This window comes from Halomonas sp. 141 (assembly GCF_002810305.1).
Classification (GTDB): Bacteria; Pseudomonadota; Gammaproteobacteria; order Pseudomonadales; family Halomonadaceae; genus Vreelandella; species Vreelandella stevensii.
Genome location: NZ_PINZ01000016.1, coordinates 38226 through 54177, shown reverse-complemented (window position 1 = coordinate 54177; position 15952 = coordinate 38226). Strand labels below are relative to the sequence as shown.

General features: G+C 57.6%; 19 protein-coding genes. 17 read left to right on the top strand and 2 right to left on the bottom strand.

The window, feature by feature from the left end; genetic code table 11:
* Positions 1-3: 3 nt before the first annotated feature.
* Complete coding sequence (locus CWI66_RS09385) at positions 4-195, bottom strand: DUF2909 domain-containing protein (protein WP_016913952.1); 192 nt, start codon at positions 193-195, stop codon at positions 4-6.
* Between CWI66_RS09385 and CWI66_RS09380 the strand changes: the two genes are divergently transcribed.
* The 13 genes from CWI66_RS09380 (at position 155) to CWI66_RS09320 (ending at position 12486) form a co-directional block, all read left to right on the top strand.
* The gene (locus CWI66_RS09380) at positions 155-898 is read left to right on the top strand and encodes an SURF1 family protein (protein ID WP_332868313.1); all 744 of its coding nucleotides are present in this window, start codon (positions 155-157) and stop codon (positions 896-898) included. The genes CWI66_RS09385 and CWI66_RS09380 overlap by 41 nt on opposite strands.
* Positions 899-902: 4 nt before the next feature.
* Positions 903-1406, top strand: coding sequence for a hypothetical protein (locus CWI66_RS09375; protein WP_016913950.1), 504 nt, complete (start codon positions 903-905; stop codon positions 1404-1406).
* A gap of 37 nt (positions 1407-1443) precedes the next feature.
* Positions 1444-2496, top strand: coding sequence for a COX15/CtaA family protein (locus CWI66_RS09370; protein WP_100731522.1), 1053 nt, complete (start codon positions 1444-1446; stop codon positions 2494-2496).
* Positions 2497-2543: 47 nt separating this feature from the next.
* The gene (cyoE, locus tag CWI66_RS09365; RefSeq protein ID WP_100731521.1) at positions 2544-3467 is read left to right on the top strand and encodes a heme o synthase; all 924 of its coding nucleotides are present in this window, start codon (positions 2544-2546) and stop codon (positions 3465-3467) included.
* A 91-nt stretch (positions 3468-3558) separates the two neighbouring features.
* Positions 3559-4026, top strand: a complete 468-nt coding sequence (locus CWI66_RS09360; protein ID WP_100731520.1) for a DUF2489 domain-containing protein — start codon at positions 3559-3561, stop codon at positions 4024-4026.
* A gap of 244 nt (positions 4027-4270) precedes the next feature.
* Positions 4271-5140, top strand: coding sequence for an OmpA family protein (locus tag CWI66_RS09355; RefSeq protein ID WP_100731519.1), 870 nt, complete (start codon positions 4271-4273; stop codon positions 5138-5140).
* 206 nt (positions 5141-5346) lie between these two features.
* On the top strand, positions 5347-7269 hold the full coding sequence (gene thrS, locus CWI66_RS09350; RefSeq protein WP_100731518.1) for a threonine--tRNA ligase: 1923 nt from the start codon (positions 5347-5349) through the stop codon (positions 7267-7269).
* 12 nt (positions 7270-7281) lie between these two features.
* Positions 7282-7821 (top strand): translation initiation factor IF-3, encoded by a 540-nt coding sequence (gene infC / locus CWI66_RS09345; RefSeq protein WP_081135803.1) that lies wholly within the window; start codon positions 7282-7284, stop codon positions 7819-7821.
* A gap of 81 nt (positions 7822-7902) precedes the next feature.
* Positions 7903-8097: a 50S ribosomal protein L35 gene (gene rpmI / locus CWI66_RS09340; protein ID WP_016913943.1), complete on the top strand. Its 195-nt coding sequence runs from the start codon at positions 7903-7905 to the stop codon at positions 8095-8097.
* A gap of 53 nt (positions 8098-8150) precedes the next feature.
* Entirely contained in the window at positions 8151-8504 is a 354-nt protein-coding gene (gene rplT / locus CWI66_RS09335; protein WP_009097607.1) for a 50S ribosomal protein L20, read from the top strand.
* Between the two features lie 157 nt (positions 8505-8661).
* Positions 8662-9681: a phenylalanine--tRNA ligase subunit alpha gene (gene pheS / locus CWI66_RS09330; protein WP_081135800.1), complete on the top strand. Its 1020-nt coding sequence runs from the start codon at positions 8662-8664 to the stop codon at positions 9679-9681.
* A 26-nt stretch (positions 9682-9707) separates the two neighbouring features.
* A complete protein-coding gene (pheT, locus tag CWI66_RS09325; RefSeq protein WP_100731517.1) occupies positions 9708-12089 on the top strand; it encodes a phenylalanine--tRNA ligase subunit beta in 2382 nt (793 codons plus the stop codon).
* A 79-nt stretch (positions 12090-12168) separates the two neighbouring features.
* The gene (locus tag CWI66_RS09320; protein WP_081135795.1) at positions 12169-12486 is read left to right on the top strand and encodes an integration host factor subunit alpha; all 318 of its coding nucleotides are present in this window, start codon (positions 12169-12171) and stop codon (positions 12484-12486) included.
* Positions 12487-12555: 69 nt separating this feature from the next.
* Here CWI66_RS09320 and CWI66_RS09315 read toward each other — a convergent pair whose 3' ends face one another.
* Positions 12556-12762, bottom strand: a complete 207-nt coding sequence (locus CWI66_RS09315; protein WP_039181829.1) for a DUF2788 domain-containing protein — start codon at positions 12760-12762, stop codon at positions 12556-12558.
* 140 nt (positions 12763-12902) lie between these two features.
* On the opposite strand from CWI66_RS09315, the gene CWI66_RS09310 reads away from it, so the two are divergent.
* The 4 genes from CWI66_RS09310 (at position 12903) to clpP (ending at position 15949) form a co-directional block, all read left to right on the top strand.
* Positions 12903-13364, top strand: coding sequence for a flavodoxin (locus CWI66_RS09310; protein ID WP_100731516.1), 462 nt, complete (start codon positions 12903-12905; stop codon positions 13362-13364).
* A gap of 2 nt (positions 13365-13366) precedes the next feature.
* Positions 13367-13735, top strand: a complete 369-nt coding sequence (locus tag CWI66_RS09305; RefSeq protein WP_016913937.1) for a hypothetical protein — start codon at positions 13367-13369, stop codon at positions 13733-13735.
* A 176-nt stretch (positions 13736-13911) separates the two neighbouring features.
* Positions 13912-15264, top strand: a complete 1353-nt coding sequence (gene tig, locus CWI66_RS09300; protein ID WP_100731515.1) for a trigger factor — start codon at positions 13912-13914, stop codon at positions 15262-15264.
* A 67-nt stretch (positions 15265-15331) separates the two neighbouring features.
* Complete coding sequence (gene clpP, locus CWI66_RS09295) at positions 15332-15949, top strand: ATP-dependent Clp endopeptidase proteolytic subunit ClpP (RefSeq protein WP_016913935.1); 618 nt, start codon at positions 15332-15334, stop codon at positions 15947-15949.
* Positions 15950-15952: the final 3 nt, after the last annotated feature.

Here is a 15952-nt window from a genome sequence, read left to right as displayed (position 1 = left end):
GCGTCAGCCCAGTTCGCCTGACCAGAAGCCAAAAATGAGCAATGCCATGAGCAGACAGCCCAGGCCGACACGCCACTTCAGCGAGGTCAGAAGGCGCCGTGAAGCGCCGTGGTCTCGCAATAGAAAGCCAGCACCTGCGGCTAGGCTGACCAACATGCCTATGAACACCAATGCGATCAGTAATTTGAGTGCCATGCGCCGACGCTCCCGTGTAACCTTGCGGTTGTTGGTATGGGGGTGTTTTTGGACCGTGGTGGTCGTTGCTGGTGTGCTATTAGGACTATGGCAGTGGGAGCGTGCTGCTGACAAGCAGCGATCGCTTGATCAGCGTGCCGCCGCGCCCTCCCTGATAGCACCGGTCAGTGAGCCGGCTGAGGGTGCCATGCTACGCTTGCAGGGCGAGTATCTGGCGGAGCATACGCTCTATCTCGATAACCGAATCGTCAATGGACGGCTGGGCGTTGCCGTGCTGACGCCTTTGCGTGACGAGCATGGTCAGCTCTGGCTGATTCAGCGGGGGTTTATGGAAACCGGCAGTAGTCGCGAGCCGCCGGTCTCCTCGACGCCAGCAGGCCAGGTGCAGGTCGTCGGAGAGTGGCAGAGAGCGCATTCGGATGGCCTCCTTTACGGCAACAACCTGGAAGGGGTGAGGCTGCAACGGTTAGATCTGGCTCCCTGGGCCTCGGCGCTTGGGGCGTTCCGTTTTGCCGGATGGGTGCATGCTCACGAGGGGGAGGGTGTCCTGATCCCCTGGTGGGAAGCCAATGTGGTGCCACCGGCGCGTCATCAGGCCTATGCGTTTCAGTGGTGGGGCCTAACGCTGGCGGCTCTGGTGGTGATGCTGATCGGCGGTCGCCGCCTCATGAACGACCCAAGGGTCGAGAGAATCAGGAGTTAACCCGATGTCATCCAGCGCAAAGCGTTTCCCTCGCTTTATCCTGGTGCTACTGTTCGTGGCGTTTGCCGCGCCGGTGGTGATCGCATGGATCATGGTGACATGGCGAATCGGTATACCCACCCACTACACCGCCTACGGGGATGTTTCCGTGACCGCGCCGCCGCTGGAAGAGTGGCCACTAACGTCTAGACTTGAGCCTGGTGAGCAGTGGATGCTGGTGTTCGAATGCGTGGAGCCCTGTGACGCAAGGCAGGATGAGCTATGGCGTCTGCACCGGGCTCTTGGGCGAGAAGCGGGTCGCCTGCAGCGCCTCAGGATCGGCGGTGACCTGCAGATGTTGCCTGGCGAGACCGCCACGGCCTGGCACCGCTTGCCCAACTGGCGTGGCGAACAGCGTGTCTGGGTGCTGGACCCCGCAGGCCGCCCTGCGCTGGCCTACCACGCAACGGCCCCCGCGTCGGATATGCTGAAAGATATTAGACACTTGTTCAAAGTGAACGCTTTGTAATTCTCTCCCGGCGACTGATCAGCCGTAAGGACACGTGATGATTCATTCCGATAAGCACCGTTTGCGCCTGCTGGTAGCGCTGAGCCTGGCCGGTACGCTGTTGACGGTGCTGGTCATTCTGGTGGGGGCCTGGACTCGGCTGGTGGATGCGGGGCTAGGGTGCCCCGACTGGCCTGGTTGCTACGGGCGGTTGTTGGTGCCGGATAGCGAACATGCCGCACTGCGCCATCCGGACGTGCCGCTTGACCCCTTCAAGGCCTGGGTCGAGATGGGGCACCGCTATGTCGCCAGCTTTCTCGGGCTGCTGGTGATCGGAACGCTACTCCTGGGGTGGCCATTGAGGCGCCGAGAAGGCTATCCCTGGAAGGTCAGCGTCGCGCTGCTGATCGTGATTCTCATACAAGGTGCGTTTGGCGCTTTTACCGTGACGTTGAAGCTCTGGCCGCAGGTGGTCACGCTACACTTGCTGGGCGGGCTCAGTGTGTTGATGCTGTTTTTTTGGCTTCATCTGCGCATTCGTCGGTCGGCGAAAGGGGTGTTGGTGCCCCCCAGAAAGTCAGGCCCGCTCTGGCTTCTGGCAGGCGCGGCGCTGGTACTGCAGCTGGCGCTGGGTGGCTGGGTCACCAGCAATTATGCCGGTATTGCTTGCCAGGGATTTCCCACCTGTAACACCCAGTGGTGGCCGGATATGGACCTGAGCGAAGGGTTTCATCTGACCCAGACCGTGGGCCCCAATTATTTACATGGTCAGCTGCATGCCGATGCGCGCACCGCCATTCATGTGGTGCACCGCTTGGGTGCCTTGCTGCTGGGTGTCGTGCTGCTGGCGCTCTGGTGGCGCTATCGCCGCCAAAGTGAGGTCGTGGGTGCCTTGTCCATGGTCGTGTTGCTGTACCTGCTACAGGCAGGGTTGGGCGTTGCCAATGTGCTGCTCTGGCTGCCGTTATGGCTAGCGCTGCTGCATACCGCGGGCGCCGTGCTGTTGTGCCTGGGGCTGGGGTGGGCCTGGTGGCGCTACCGTTATATGCCTGAACGATCACACGCAGTGCAGGCGCTCGACGGGAAAGCGTTATACGTGCAGGCCCGATAGTCCAATGATTGACCTTGAAAACAATAACAATCCATCAGGTGATCACTATGCGATACGCAACGCTGGATACCACGTTACCCACCATCCGTTGGGGAGTGTTGAAAGAGCTGGTGTTACTGTGCAAGCTCAACGTGGTGGTCGTCATGCTGGTATGCACGGCCGTTGGTATGGCCTTGGCTACGCCGGGGTTGCCGCCGTTGAAAGCCATGGTGTTCGGTCTGCTGGGCGTCGGATTGGCCTCCAGTGGGGCCGCCGCTTTCAACCATATCATCGACCGCCATCTGGACGCTGTGATGACGCGCACGTCACGCCGACCGTTAGCGGCGCACCGCCTGCCTGTCTGGATGGCCATGCTATGGGCCGTAGGGCTGTCGGTGGTGGGCGTGGGGCTACTGGCCTGGCAGGTGAACACGCTAGTGGCATTTTTGACACTGGCATCGCTGGTGGGCTACGCCGTGCTGTATACCGCGTACCTGAAACGTGCCACCCCACAGAATATCGTGATTGGAGGCGTCGCGGGGGCGGCGCCACCGCTGCTGGGCTGGGTGGCCGTAACGGGCAGCATTGCGACGGAGCCTTTGCTGCTGATGCTGATCATCTTCGTCTGGACGCCGCCGCATTTCTGGTCGCTGGCTATTCACAAGCGTGAAGACTACGCCTGCGCGGGTATTCCCATGTTGCCGGTCACCCATGGCGTGGCGTTTACGCGACTGCAGATTTGGCTTTACAGCTGGCTGACCGTGGCGGCGTCGCTTTTGCCGGTGGTGGTAGGCATGAGTGGCTGGGTGTATCTGGTGATCGTCATGGCGCTCAATGCACGATTCATCTACTGGGGCTGGCGCGTCTGGAGGGGCGATGATCAGGCAGTGCCACTGCTGGCCTTCTGGTTTTCCATTCGTTACCTACTGGGGCTGTTTGGTGCACTGCTACTGGACCATTATACTTTTCTGGCACCAGCAGTGTTTGGCTAGCGTGAGCGGATTAACGACAAAGTTGGTCTATGTTGTAGAAAGCAGTGTACAATTTCCGTTAAACTATTCTGGCTTGATATAAAGAGGCTTCATGAGCACTACCGTCGCACTATTGTTACTGGCCGTCGCGCTGGTGGTCATTGCCGGTTTGGGGGGGTATGCGTACTCCCTGCGCCAAGAGGTGAAACGTCGTGAAGCTTTTCGCCTTGAGGAGGAGCAGCGAGCCCAGCAGAACAGTCTGGAAAACCTGGATTACGTGGTGAGCGCGCTGGTGCAGGAGCAGGTGGATATCACCGAAGGCTCTTGGCGGTGTAAGGTATTGCTGGAGATCGTTGATCCCAGCCTTGCGGAGAGACCAGAGTTTCAGGCATTTGCAGAAGTCTATAACCGCACTCGGCACCTCAAGACCCACTCTGCACGCAAGCAATTGACCCCTCGGGAGCGAATGCGTGAAGACAAGGAGCGCCTCGAAGTCGAGGCGGAAATGCGTCCTGCCGTACTCGCCGCTGCCGCGGCTGTGATCCAGTGGCGCGCCAAAGGTTCCAAAGCGTTACACTGATTTTTAGTGTCATTGGTGTCAGCTTTGCTATGCTAAACACGTCGGTATTGGCAAGAAGTTGATATCACGGCATTGTTGCCTTCTAGCGCTGAAACGTTAATGATAGGCACCTCGTTCGATTTCATGATGCGCCAAGGCGCCCATCCTGAAGAAGAACAGCGAAAAATGGATGCTCTCGCTAAAAGAAGCATTAGATAGATTTGGTCACTGACCATATCAGCATTGGATCAAGAAGGAGTCTTGCATGAAAAAGTCAACAACTGGCTTGCTAATCGGTTCTGCCCTCGTAGTAGGCCTCTCTGGCTGTGCCAGCTCTGCCTCCCAGTCTTCTGGTCAGGCGAGTGCAAGCAGCGACCGTAGCTGGTACCAGCACCCCGCCGTATGTGGTATCGCCGGTGGCCTGATCGGTGGCAGCATTGGTTATGCTACTAGCGGCAGCTCGGACGAAGACGCTGGCGCGGCTACTGGCTTCGCGGCAGGCGCTGCCATTGGCGGTCTGCTGTGTGCCGATCATACTCCTGAGCCGGTTGCGCCGCAGTGCCCGAGCTACGGTGAAGTGCCTGCTGGCGTCGCGGTAGATGCTGAAGGCTGCCCGCTGGACTCCGACGGTGACGGCGTGCCGGACTACCGTGACCAGTGCCCGGGAACGCCTGCTGGTGTGGCGGTAGATGCCAATGGCTGCCCGCTGGACTCCGACGGTGACGGCGTGCCGGATTACCGTGACCAGTGCCCTGACACCCCGGCTGGCGTTGCCGTGAATGCTCTGGGTTGCCCGGAAAGCATGGTGCTGCGTGACGTCAACTTCGAGTTCGACTCCGCACAGCTCACTACCAATGCACAGCAAGTGCTGAATGGCGTTGCCGAGCGTCTGGTGAACAATCCTGACGTGCGTGTCAGCATCGAAGGTCACACCGATTCACGTGGTTCTGCTGAATACAACCAGAACCTGTCTCAGCGTCGTGCCGAATCCGTGGCTGCCTACCTTGCCCAGCGTGGCGTAGAAGCTAACCGCATGCGCGCGGTAGGTTACGGCGAAGAGCGTCCTGTTGCCACCAACGAGACTGACGAAGGTCGTGCACAGAACCGTCGCGTAGAACTGGATGAGTGGAATTAATCACTTGCCATCATGATGCTCCTTGACAGGCTGTACGCCTGACGCTGAAAGAGAGCAAAAGAACGGGAGGCCATGGGCCTCCCGTTTTATTTTACGAGATGCCAAAGTCTGTTAGGCTGTCGGCCGGTTTTGAGTCCGTTTTTCTACCGTTGATAGCGAAATGTGATCCCTGGTATGGATCACCACTGCGCTCAAGGAATATTTGAATGCCCATAGTGACACTGCCTGACGGCAGCCAGAGAACATTTGATAGCCCCCTTTCCATCATGCAGCTGGCAGAGTCCATTGGCCCTGGTTTGGCCAAGGCCTGCGTGGCGGGCAAGATTGATGGGGTGCTGGTGGATGCAGCGGATGTCATCGAGCAGGATGCCGATGTCTCCATCATCACGGCGCGTGACGACGAGGGGCTGGAGATCATTCGCCACTCGTGTGCACACCTGATTGGTCATGCCGTGAAGCAGCTCTACCCCAATGCCAAAATGGCGATTGGCCCGGTCATCGATGATGGGTTTTACTACGATATCGATTTTGGCCAATCCGTGACGCCCGAAGATCTGGAAGCGATCGAGAAGCGTATGCAGGCGTTGATCGATCAGGAGTACGACGTAGTGCGTGAATACGTCGATAGCGCCAAGGCCATGGCCACTTTCGAGCAGCGTGACGAGCCCTATAAGCAGGAAATCATCCGTGACATTCCTGACGGTGCCGCTATCCGCCTGTATCACCATGAAGAGTATACGGACATGTGTCGGGGGCCTCACGTCCCGAACACCCGGCATCTGAAAGCTTTCAAATTGACCAAGCTGGCAGGTGCCTACTGGCGGGGGGACGCTTCCAACCCGATGCTTACGCGTATTTACGGTACGGCCTGGGGTGATAAAAAGCAGCTCAAGGCTTACCTGAAGCGGCTGGAGGAAGCTGAGAAGCGTGACCACCGTAAATTGGCGCGTAAAATGGACCTCTTCCATCTCCAGGAAGAAGCCCCGGGCATGGTGTTCTGGCACCCCAATGGCTGGACCATGTATCAGGCGCTTGAAGAGTACATGCGTAATGTGCAGCGGGCGCATGGCTATCAGGAGATCAAGACACCCCAGGTGGTCGATCTTTCGCTGTGGAAAAAATCTGGCCACTGGGGGCACTACAGTGAGCTGATGTTCACCACCGAGTCCGAGAAGCGTGAGTACGCGGTCAAGCCGATGAACTGTCCTTGCCATGTGCAGGTGTTCAATCAGGGCCTGAAGAGCTACCGCGACCTGCCTTTGCGCCTGGCCGAGTTTGGCAGCTGCCATCGTAATGAACCCTCTGGGTCACTGCATGGTCTGATGCGCGTGCGCGGGTTTACCCAGGACGATGCACACATCTTCTGCACCGAGAAGCAGATTCAGGCAGAAGCCGAAGCGTTCATTGCGTTGACGTTGCAAGTCTACAAGACGCTGGGGTTCGATGACGTCGAGTTGAAGCTGTCCACGCGCCCTGAAGATTTCCTTGGTGAAGCAGAGATGTGGGATCGCGCCGAGCAGGGCCTGGAAGCTGCCTTGAATGCCACGGGGCTTGAGTGGGAGTTGCAGCCGGGTGAGGGGGCTTTTTATGGTCCCAAAATCGAGTTTGCGCTGCGCGACTGTCTGAACCGAGTATGGCAGTGCGGCACCCTGCAGCTGGACTTCAACCTGCCGGGCCGTTTGGGCGCCCAGTACGTGGATGAAGACGGGGCGCGCAAGACGCCGGTCATGCTGCACCGTGCCATTCTGGGCTCTTTCGAACGTTTCCTGGGTATTTTGATTGAGCACTACGCAGGTGCTATGCCATTATGGTTGGCCCCGCAGCAAGCGGTGTTGATGACGATTACCGATGCACAGCGCGATTTTGCTCTGGAAGTGGAGCGTCGGCTGCAAAAAAATGGCTTACGGGTCAAGGCGGACTTGAGGAACGAGAAGATCGGCTTTAAAATCCGTGAGCATACATTACAGAAAGTTCCCTATCTTCTGGTGGTAGGAGATAAGGAAGTAGAAGCTGACTCAGTGGCCGTGCGTACTCGCAGCGGCGAAAATCTCGGCACCATGACCATCGATGAGTTCATCGAAAAGTTCAGTGCAGAGAGAGCAGCCCTGGCGACATCGTCAATTGCCTAAGGAGACAGAGCAATCAAGCGAAGCAATCAGCGCGGGCGTCCACAAGATAAACGCCCACCAATGAACGAGCGGATCACCGAAGAAGAAGTACGTTTAATCGATGCCGAAGGCGAGCAGTTGGGTGTTGTGCCCACCTCCGAGGCTCTTGAGCGTGCAGAAGCGGCAGGTCTGGATCTAGTGCAAATTTCGAATGCCGACCCCATCGTCTGTAAGATCATGGATTACGGTAAATTCGTTTTTGAGACCAAGAAGCAGAAAGCGGCTCAAAAGAAAAAGCAGAAGCAAATCCAGGTCAAGGAAGTCAAATTCCGTCCTGGCACCGACGAGGGCGATTATCAGGTCAAGCTTAAAAACCTGATTCGCTTCCTGGAAGGTGGTGACAAAGGCAAGGTCACATTGCGCTTCCGTGGTCGTGAAATGGCGCATCAGGACATCGGCCGCAAGCTGATGGAGCGAATCGCGGCAGACCTGGAAGAGATCGGAGCGGTGGAGTCTTTCCCGAAAATGGAAGGCCGCCAGATGATCATGATCCTTGCCCCGAAAAAGAAGTGATCCAACGGCGTTGTTAACGGGCCAGCGCGTGTGCGCTGGTCGGCCCTGGGTTTTCTAAAAAATATCGAGCGGAGTTATCTCATGCCGAAAATCAAAAGCAACAGCGGCGCTGCCAAGCGCTTCAAAAAGACCGCTAACGGCTTCAAGCACAAGCAGTCTTTCCGTAGCCACATCTTGACCAAGAAGTCGACCAAGCGTAAGCGTCAGCTGCGTGGCATGAAGCAAGTACATGCTGCCGACAAAGCGCTGATTCAGCGCATGCTGCCGAACCTGTAAGGTCGAATTTTCTTATCTGAGCATTGCCTCAGTCATAAAGTCAGGAGTGTGTTATGACCCGTGTTAAGCGTGGCGTAGTTGCCCGTCGTCGCCATAAAAAAGTTCTGAAGCAGGCCAAAGGTTACTACGGTGCCCGTTCGCGTGTTTTCCGCGTAGCCAAGCAGGCTGTCATCAAGGCCGGTCAGTATGCCTACCGTGACCGTCGCAACCGCAAGCGCCAATTCCGCGCTCTGTGGATTCAGCGTATCAACGCTGGTGCACGTATCAACGGCATGTCTTACAGCCGCTTCGTCGGTGGCCTGAAGAAAGCCGGTATTGAAATTGACCGTAAAGTATTGGCCGACCTGGCTGTACACGAGAAAGCCGCTTTTGCTGCTATCGTGGAAAAAGCCAAGGCTGCCCAATAAGGCACTTCTCGCTGGGCTAGCCTGGCGTGAAATGCCCGTGGTCATTTCAGTGTGACCCATGCAGGGGAAGAGCAGCCGCTCTTCCCCTGTTTTTTTGTCACCTTCTACATGCCAGCCATCCCCGTGGATGGAGCCGCTTAATTCGGAGTGAAATCGGATGGACCACCTTCCTACTCTGGTGTCAGAGGCCCGCGAAGCTATCCAGGCTGCGCAGAGTGTCTCGGCGCTGGATGAGCTACGCGTTCGTTACCTGGGCAAGAAAGGCGAAGTAACCACCTTGCTAAAAGGGTTGGGTAAACTGTCGGCGGAAGAGCGCCCTGCCGCAGGTGAGCAGATCAATCAGGCCAAGCAGACCCTGTCGGCGGAAATCGACGCCAAACGCCAGCAGCTGGAAAATGCCGCCCTTGATGCGCGCCTGGCAGCAGAGCGCATCGATGTCACTCTGCCAGGGCGTGGGCAAGCCAGCGGGGGGCTGCATCCCGTGACGCGAACCCTGGAGCGTATCGAAGGGCTGTTTACCAGGATTGGCTACGATGTGGCGGTAGGGCCTGAAATCGAGGACGACTACCACAATTTCGAAGCGCTCAATATTCCTGCTCACCATCCTGCGCGGGGCATGGCGGATACGTTTTATTTCGATGCCACTCGGTTGTTGCGTACTCACACGTCGCCCGTGCAAGTGCGTACCATGAAGAGTAGCGAGCCGCCCATCCGGATCGTTTGTCCGGGGCGCGTTTATCGCAGCGATTCTGATCTGACCCACACGCCCATGTTCCACCAGGTAGAAGGGCTGCTGGTGGATGAAGGCGTCAGTTTTGCCGACTTGAAAGGCACCATCGAAGATTTTCTACAGGCGTTTTTCGAGCGTGACGACCTGTCGGTGCGCTTCCGTCCTTCCTATTTCCCTTTTACCGAGCCCTCGGCGGAAGTCGATATTCAGTGTGTGATGTGCAGCGGTGAAGGGTGTCGTGTCTGCTCTCACAGTGGCTGGCTGGAAGTCATGGGTTGCGGCATGGTGCATCCTGAGGTCTTTCGCCATTCGGGAATCGATACCGAGCGCTATACCGGATTTGCGTTCGGCATGGGCGCCGAGCGTCTGGCCATGTTGCGCTATGGGGTCAATGACCTACGCCTATTCTTCGAGAACGATTTGCGCTTCCTGCGCCAATTCACCTGATACTGCTGCTTACGACGGGAAAAATTATGAAGTTTTCAGAACAGTGGCTGCGTGAATGGGTCTCTCCGCAGTTGGATGCGCAAGCCATTGCCGATCAGATCACCATGGCAGGGCTTGAAGTCGACGCGGTCGAGGCCGTTGCTGCTGCTTTCAGTGGTGTCGTCGTTGCCGAAGTGCTGAGTAAAAAGAAGCACCCGGATGCCGATAAGCTGAATGTGTGCAGCGTGAATGATGGCACCGGTGCGCCTGTCCAGGTGGTGTGTGGTGCCGCCAACGTGGCAGTCGGTCAGAAAATTCCTTTTGCCCAGGTGGGCGGAGTGCTGCCGGGCGACTTCAAGATCAAGAAGGCCAAGCTGCGTGGTGTCGAATCCAACGGCATGATCTGCTCGGCGTCCGAGCTGGGGTTGGAGGAAGAGACCTCGCCAGGCATTCTGGTGCTCTCCGAGGCCGCGCCGGTCGGCGTCAGCTTCCGCGAGTACATGCAGCTGGACGACATGACCATCGAGGTCGATCTGACGCCTAACCGCGGTGACTGCCTGAGTATCAAAGGATTGGCGCGCGAGGTAGGGGTGTTGAATCGACTGCCTGTCAGCGGTCCGCAGATGACGCCGGTGCCCGCCACGATCGACGATACTTTCCCGGTGCGCGTGGATGCCGTAGAGCAGTGCCCCTGCTATCTGGGGCGTGTTATCAAGGGTGTCGATGTTCAGGTGGAGACGCCGCTATGGATGGTAGAGCGACTGCGTCGCAGTGGCGTGCGCTCGATCGATCCGGTCGTCGATGTCACCAACTACGTTATGCTAGAGCTGGGCCAGCCGCTGCATGCCTTTGACCGCGACAACCTTCATGGCGGGATTTGCGTGCGCATGGCGCAGCCATCCGAGCGACTGACCTTACTGGACGGGCAGGACGTAGCGCTGCGTCAGGATACGCTGTTGATTGCTGATGAGCGTGGGCCTCTGGCCATGGCCGGCGTCATGGGTGGGGAGAACTCTGGCGTCAACGAGCAGACGCACACTATTTTCCTGGAGTCGGCGTTTTTCGCGCCGTTGGCGATTGCTGGCAAGGCACGCTCTTATGGCCTCCATACGGATGCCTCGCACCGCTATGAGCGTGGGGTGGACCCTGAGCTGGCCAGCGTGGCCATCGAGCGGGCGACCCAGCTACTGCTGGAAATTTGCGGTGGCCAGGCAGGTCCGGTAACGGAGGCGGTTCACCAGCAGGCGTTGCCTGCAGCGAAGACCATCATGCTGCGTGAAGCGCGGCTCGAAGCGGCGCTTTCCAAGCAGCTGCCGGGCGATGAAGTGAGCGATATTCTCGAGCGCCTGGGGCTGCAAGTGGAGCGCTTGGCCGAGGGTTGGAAGGTCAAGGCAGCCAGCTGGCGTTTCGACATTGCCATCGAAGAAGACCTCATCGAAGAGGTCGCCCGTGTGCATGGTTACAACAATCTGCCCGTCCGCCGACCAGTCGCTCGCCTGGCGCTGCGTCCTGCCAGCGAGTCGACCCTGACGCTGGCGCGTCTGCGTAACCAGCTGGTGGCTCGTGGTTACCAGGAAGCGGTGACGTATAGCTTCGTGGCGCCAGACCTTCAGGCGGCACTGCTGCCCGACGCCGTATCACCCGTATTGGCCAACCCGATTTCGGCGGATCTTTCCGTCATGCGAGCCAGCCTGTTTCCGGGGCTGGTGAGGGCGCTGGAGCACAACCTCAATCGCCAGCAGTCGCGCGTTCGTCTCTTCGAGACGGGGCTGGTGTTCAATGGCCCGCTGGACGATCTTTCTCAAGTGCCCATGATGGGGGCGCTGGTGTGCGGTGGTCGTGAAGCAGAAGGCTGGAGTGGCGGTAAGGAAGCCGTCGACTTCTATGATCTCAAGGGTGACCTTGAGAGTGTGCTGGCACTCGGGGGGGCGGCAGAAGATTGGCGCTTCGAACCTGGCGAGCACTCGGCTTTGCATCCGGGGCAGACGGCCAGGGTGCTGCATAAAGGGAAGCCGGTTGGGTGGATTGGAACGCTGCATCCTCAGGTGCGTGCCAAATTGGGCCTGAAAGTGGATGCCGTGCTGTTTGAAGTACGGCTGGACGCCTTGAGTCAAGGTGCGATTCCCACCTTCGAACCGCTCTCCCGCTACCCGGAAGTTCGTCGCGACCTGGCGTTCACGGTCAAGGAAGAGACGCCCGTTCAGGCGCTGCTCGACTGTGCAAAGTCACAGGCGGGGGAAAGCTTGAAAGACATCAAGCTGTTTGATGTCTATGCTGGTAAGGGCGTTGCCGAAGGTTACAAGAGCATTGCGTTGGGCTTGACCTGGCAACACGCATCGCGCACGCTAAATGATGAAGAAATCAACCAGTTGGTTGATGCCATTGTGACTACCGTGCGTACCGAGCTGAACGCTGATCTGCGCGGTTGATGACGCCATGCCATGATATGACGCTTACCACGATCCTGGCAGTGCGTTTGCTACACCGTTTGCTACATGGAGGAGCCTTATGGGTGCGTTGACCAAAGCAGAGCTAGCAGAGCATTTACATAGCGAGCTGGCGCTGTCAAAACGAGAAGCAAAAGCGATGGTCGAAGCTTTTTTCGAAGAGATTCGCGCTTGCTTACGTGAAAACGAGCAAGTGAAGCTGTCAGGATTTGGTAATTTTGACCTGCGCGACAAGCGTGAGCGGCCGGGCCGTAACCCCAAGACCGGAGAGGAAATTCCGATTTCGGCGCGCCGGGTAGTGACCTTCAGGCCTGGTCAGAAGCTCAAGCAGCAGGTAGAGCGCTATGCGAGCGAAGGTGGTCTTGGTAGGCAGGATTAGCCTTCGCGACCCATGTCAAAAAGGAGTGCCGAGAAGCACTCCTTTTTTATGGCTGAACGATCATGGAGGCTACAGGCCTCGCCCTTCGATCAACCAGGTGATGATGACCTTGATGATGTAACCCATCATGCCTGCGCCGAGTACGACGAACAGCATGATCGTGCCGAATTTGCCTGCATTCGACTTTTTGGCCAAATCCCAAATGATGAAGCACATGAACACGATCAAGCCGCCGATCATGATAGGGGTGATCCATGTCTCAAAGGCTTGCTGCATAAGCGCTCCCGCAGATAGAAGATGTAAGAGTAGAAGGAAGAAGGGCGTGCGCAACGTGCGCGGCTTTTGCCAGTCGTGTTAATATTTGACCAAATTCATCAGGTATTTGTCGACTGAACATTGTGAACCGGGAGTAAGCAATGCCAAAGATGACGATTGTGGTGGGCACCATGTACGGCGGTGCCCTCGATGTGGCCGAACAGGTAAAGCCACTGTTCGAGCAGGCGGGATATGCCGTGACCGTGTCTGAACAGCCCTCGCTGTCCGACGTGAGTGGCGATGATGATCTGACGCTGTTTTGCCTGTCGACCACCGGTAGTGGCGACTTTCCTGGCAACATCGTACCGTTCGTGCGCAGCCTGAAAGACCAGTCACCTTCGCTCACCGGTCTTCGTTACGGACTGATCGCGCTCGGCGACAGCTCCTATGGAGATACGTTCTGCGGTGCTGGCCGTGTACTGGACGAGCTGCTGACATCGTTGGGCGCTCAGCGTCTCGGGGAGCGGTTGGAAGTCGATGCCATGGAGACCTTCATGGCCGATGATGCTGCAGTGCCGTGGGTAGAAGAGTGGATTGTGGCTCAGCAGTTGAAGGTAGTATAGCCATGCAGCCAGCGGTTCACTCTCCTGAACGAGTCAGTATTGCCTTGGGTCTATGCGTGGTCATGCTGTCTGCACTGCCGCGCTATCTGGCGGGCGGTCATGAGACTCGTCAAACGCTCATCGTCATGGCTTTGGTGCTGGTGGCAGGGGCAGCGGCGGTGCAGTGGAAGATGCTGCCTGTAGAGGCACGCCAGCGGCTGCCCGGGCTGCTCAAACGTCTGAGCGTCATGATGGTGTTGGGTGCCATCCTCATGGGAAGCTGGCACGCCCTGTTCACTGCGTGGATAAGCTGGCAAGAGTTCATTTCCCATGCGACCACCTGTGGCTTATTGCTGCACGCTGTCACGCTTTGGTGGCGCGCGCGGGATTGAGAGCCGTGAAAGGACCGGGTAATCGTCGGTTTTTGGCGCTCGAACCCTTGAAATTGCAGGGCTAGCCCCCATCTTGCGAGCATGGCGCTTGCCACCTTGCGTCAGGGTTCTTAAAATCGCCCTCTTGAATCAATGTTACATAATCAACCCAACGCCCAGCCGCTAGAGGACAATTCATGCAAGTTTCCGTCGAGACGACCTCCCAGATCGAACGCCGCATCACTATTCAAGTGCCGGCAGCAGAAATCGATGGGGCCGTCAGCGCTCGCTTGAAAGAGACGGCGAAAAACGTTCGCTTGAACGGTTTCCGCCAAGGCCGGGTGCCGATGGCCGTTGTTAACCAGCGTTACGGCGACAGCGTGCGCAACGAAGTGGTTGGCGAAGTCATGCGCGAGCGTTACGTGCGCGCCATTACCGAAGAAGGACTCAACCCTGCCGGTTTCCCGCAGATCGAGCCGAAGGTAAACCAGGCAGGCAAGGATCTAGAGTTCGTTGCCATCATGGAAATCTACCCGCAGGTCGAGCTGGCCTCCATCGAAGGCGCCGAGGTAGAGCGTCCGGTCGTTGCCGTCAATGACGCCGATGTCGACGAAATGATCGACACCCTGCGCAAGCAAAACGCTGCCTGGGAAGAAGTCGACGCCGCTGCTGCCTCTGGCGATCAGGTCACCATCGACTTCCAGGGCTTCCTGGGCGATGAGCCTTTCGAAGGCGGCAGTGCAGAAGGCCACGCGTTGGTCATCGGATCGAACAGCTTCATTCCTGGTTTCGAAGATCAGCTGATCGGTGCCAAGGCGGGTGACGAGAAGACGATTTCCGTGACTTTCCCTGCGGATTACCAGGCCGAGCATCTGGCTGGCCAGGAAGCGACTTTCAAGGTCACCGTCCACAAGGTCAGTAGCCAGAAGCTGCCGGAAGTGGATGCGGAGTTCATCGAGCGTTTTGGCGTTGAAGGCGGTGACGAAAGCCAGTTCCGCGCTGAAATCAAGAAGAATATGACCCGTGAAGCGGCACAGGCCGTGGATAACCGTGTCAAGCAGCAGGTGCTGGATGCGCTGAAGAAAGCCAACGACATCCCCGTGCCGAGCGCACTGGTGCAGCAGGAAACCGACGCCATGAAGCGTCAGGCAGCACAGCAGTTTGGTCTGGGTGAAGATTTCGACGTCAGCCAGCTGCCCAATGAACTGTTTGCCGATCAGGCCAAGAGCCGCGTGCAGGTTGGTTTGTTGCTGGCGGAAGTCATCAAGGTCAACGAGCTGGATGCCGATGATGATGCCATCAAGGCGAAGGTGGAAGAGCTGGCCGAGCAGTATCAGGACCCCTCTGAAGTCGTCGAGTACTACATGGGTAACGAGCAGCTCAAGACCCAGGTGAAATCGGCCATCCTCGAAGAGAAAGCGGTCGAGAAACTGCTGGAACAAGCGAACGTCAAAGACGTGGAAATGTCTTATCAGCAGGCACTGGCAGCTGCCCAGCAGCAGGCTGAGCAAGATGAGACCGCTGAAGAAGGCGAGCAGGCGGGCGCCTGATCTCATCGAGTCGCGCACCTGTTTTACAGGTGCGCTTTTCCCTTAACGGACGCAAGGAATCACCCGAATGAGTGAGTTTGATATTCAAAACGCCGGCGGTTTAGTGCCCATGGTGGTGGAGCAAAGCGCCAAAGGGGAAAGAGCCTACGACATCTACTCGCGCCTGTTGAAAGAGCGCGTCATTTTTCTGGTGGGTCCTGTGGAAGACTACATGGCCAACCTGGTGGTCGCTCAGCTGCTGTTTCTGGAGTCTGAGAACCCCGACAAGGATATTCATCTTTACATCAATTCCCCGGGTGGCTCGGTGACGGCAGGCATGTCGATTTATGACACCATGCAGTTCATCAAGCCCGACGTATCCACGGTGTGTATTGGCCAGGCGGCCAGCATGGGAGCGTTACTGCTGACGGCGGGCGCCGCAGGCAAGCGCTACTGCCTGCCTAACTCACGTGTCATGATTCACCAGCCGTTGGGCGGCTATCAGGGGCAGGCCTCGGATATCGAAATCCATACCCGTGAAATTCTCGGTATTCGTGAGAAGCTGAACCAGATTCTGGCCCATCATACGGGTCAGGATATCGAAACGGTGGCCCGTGATACCGACCGTGATAATTTCATGAGCGCCAATAAAGCAAAAGAGTATGGCTTGATTGACGCAGTGCTGGATAAGCGTCCTACATCCTGATAG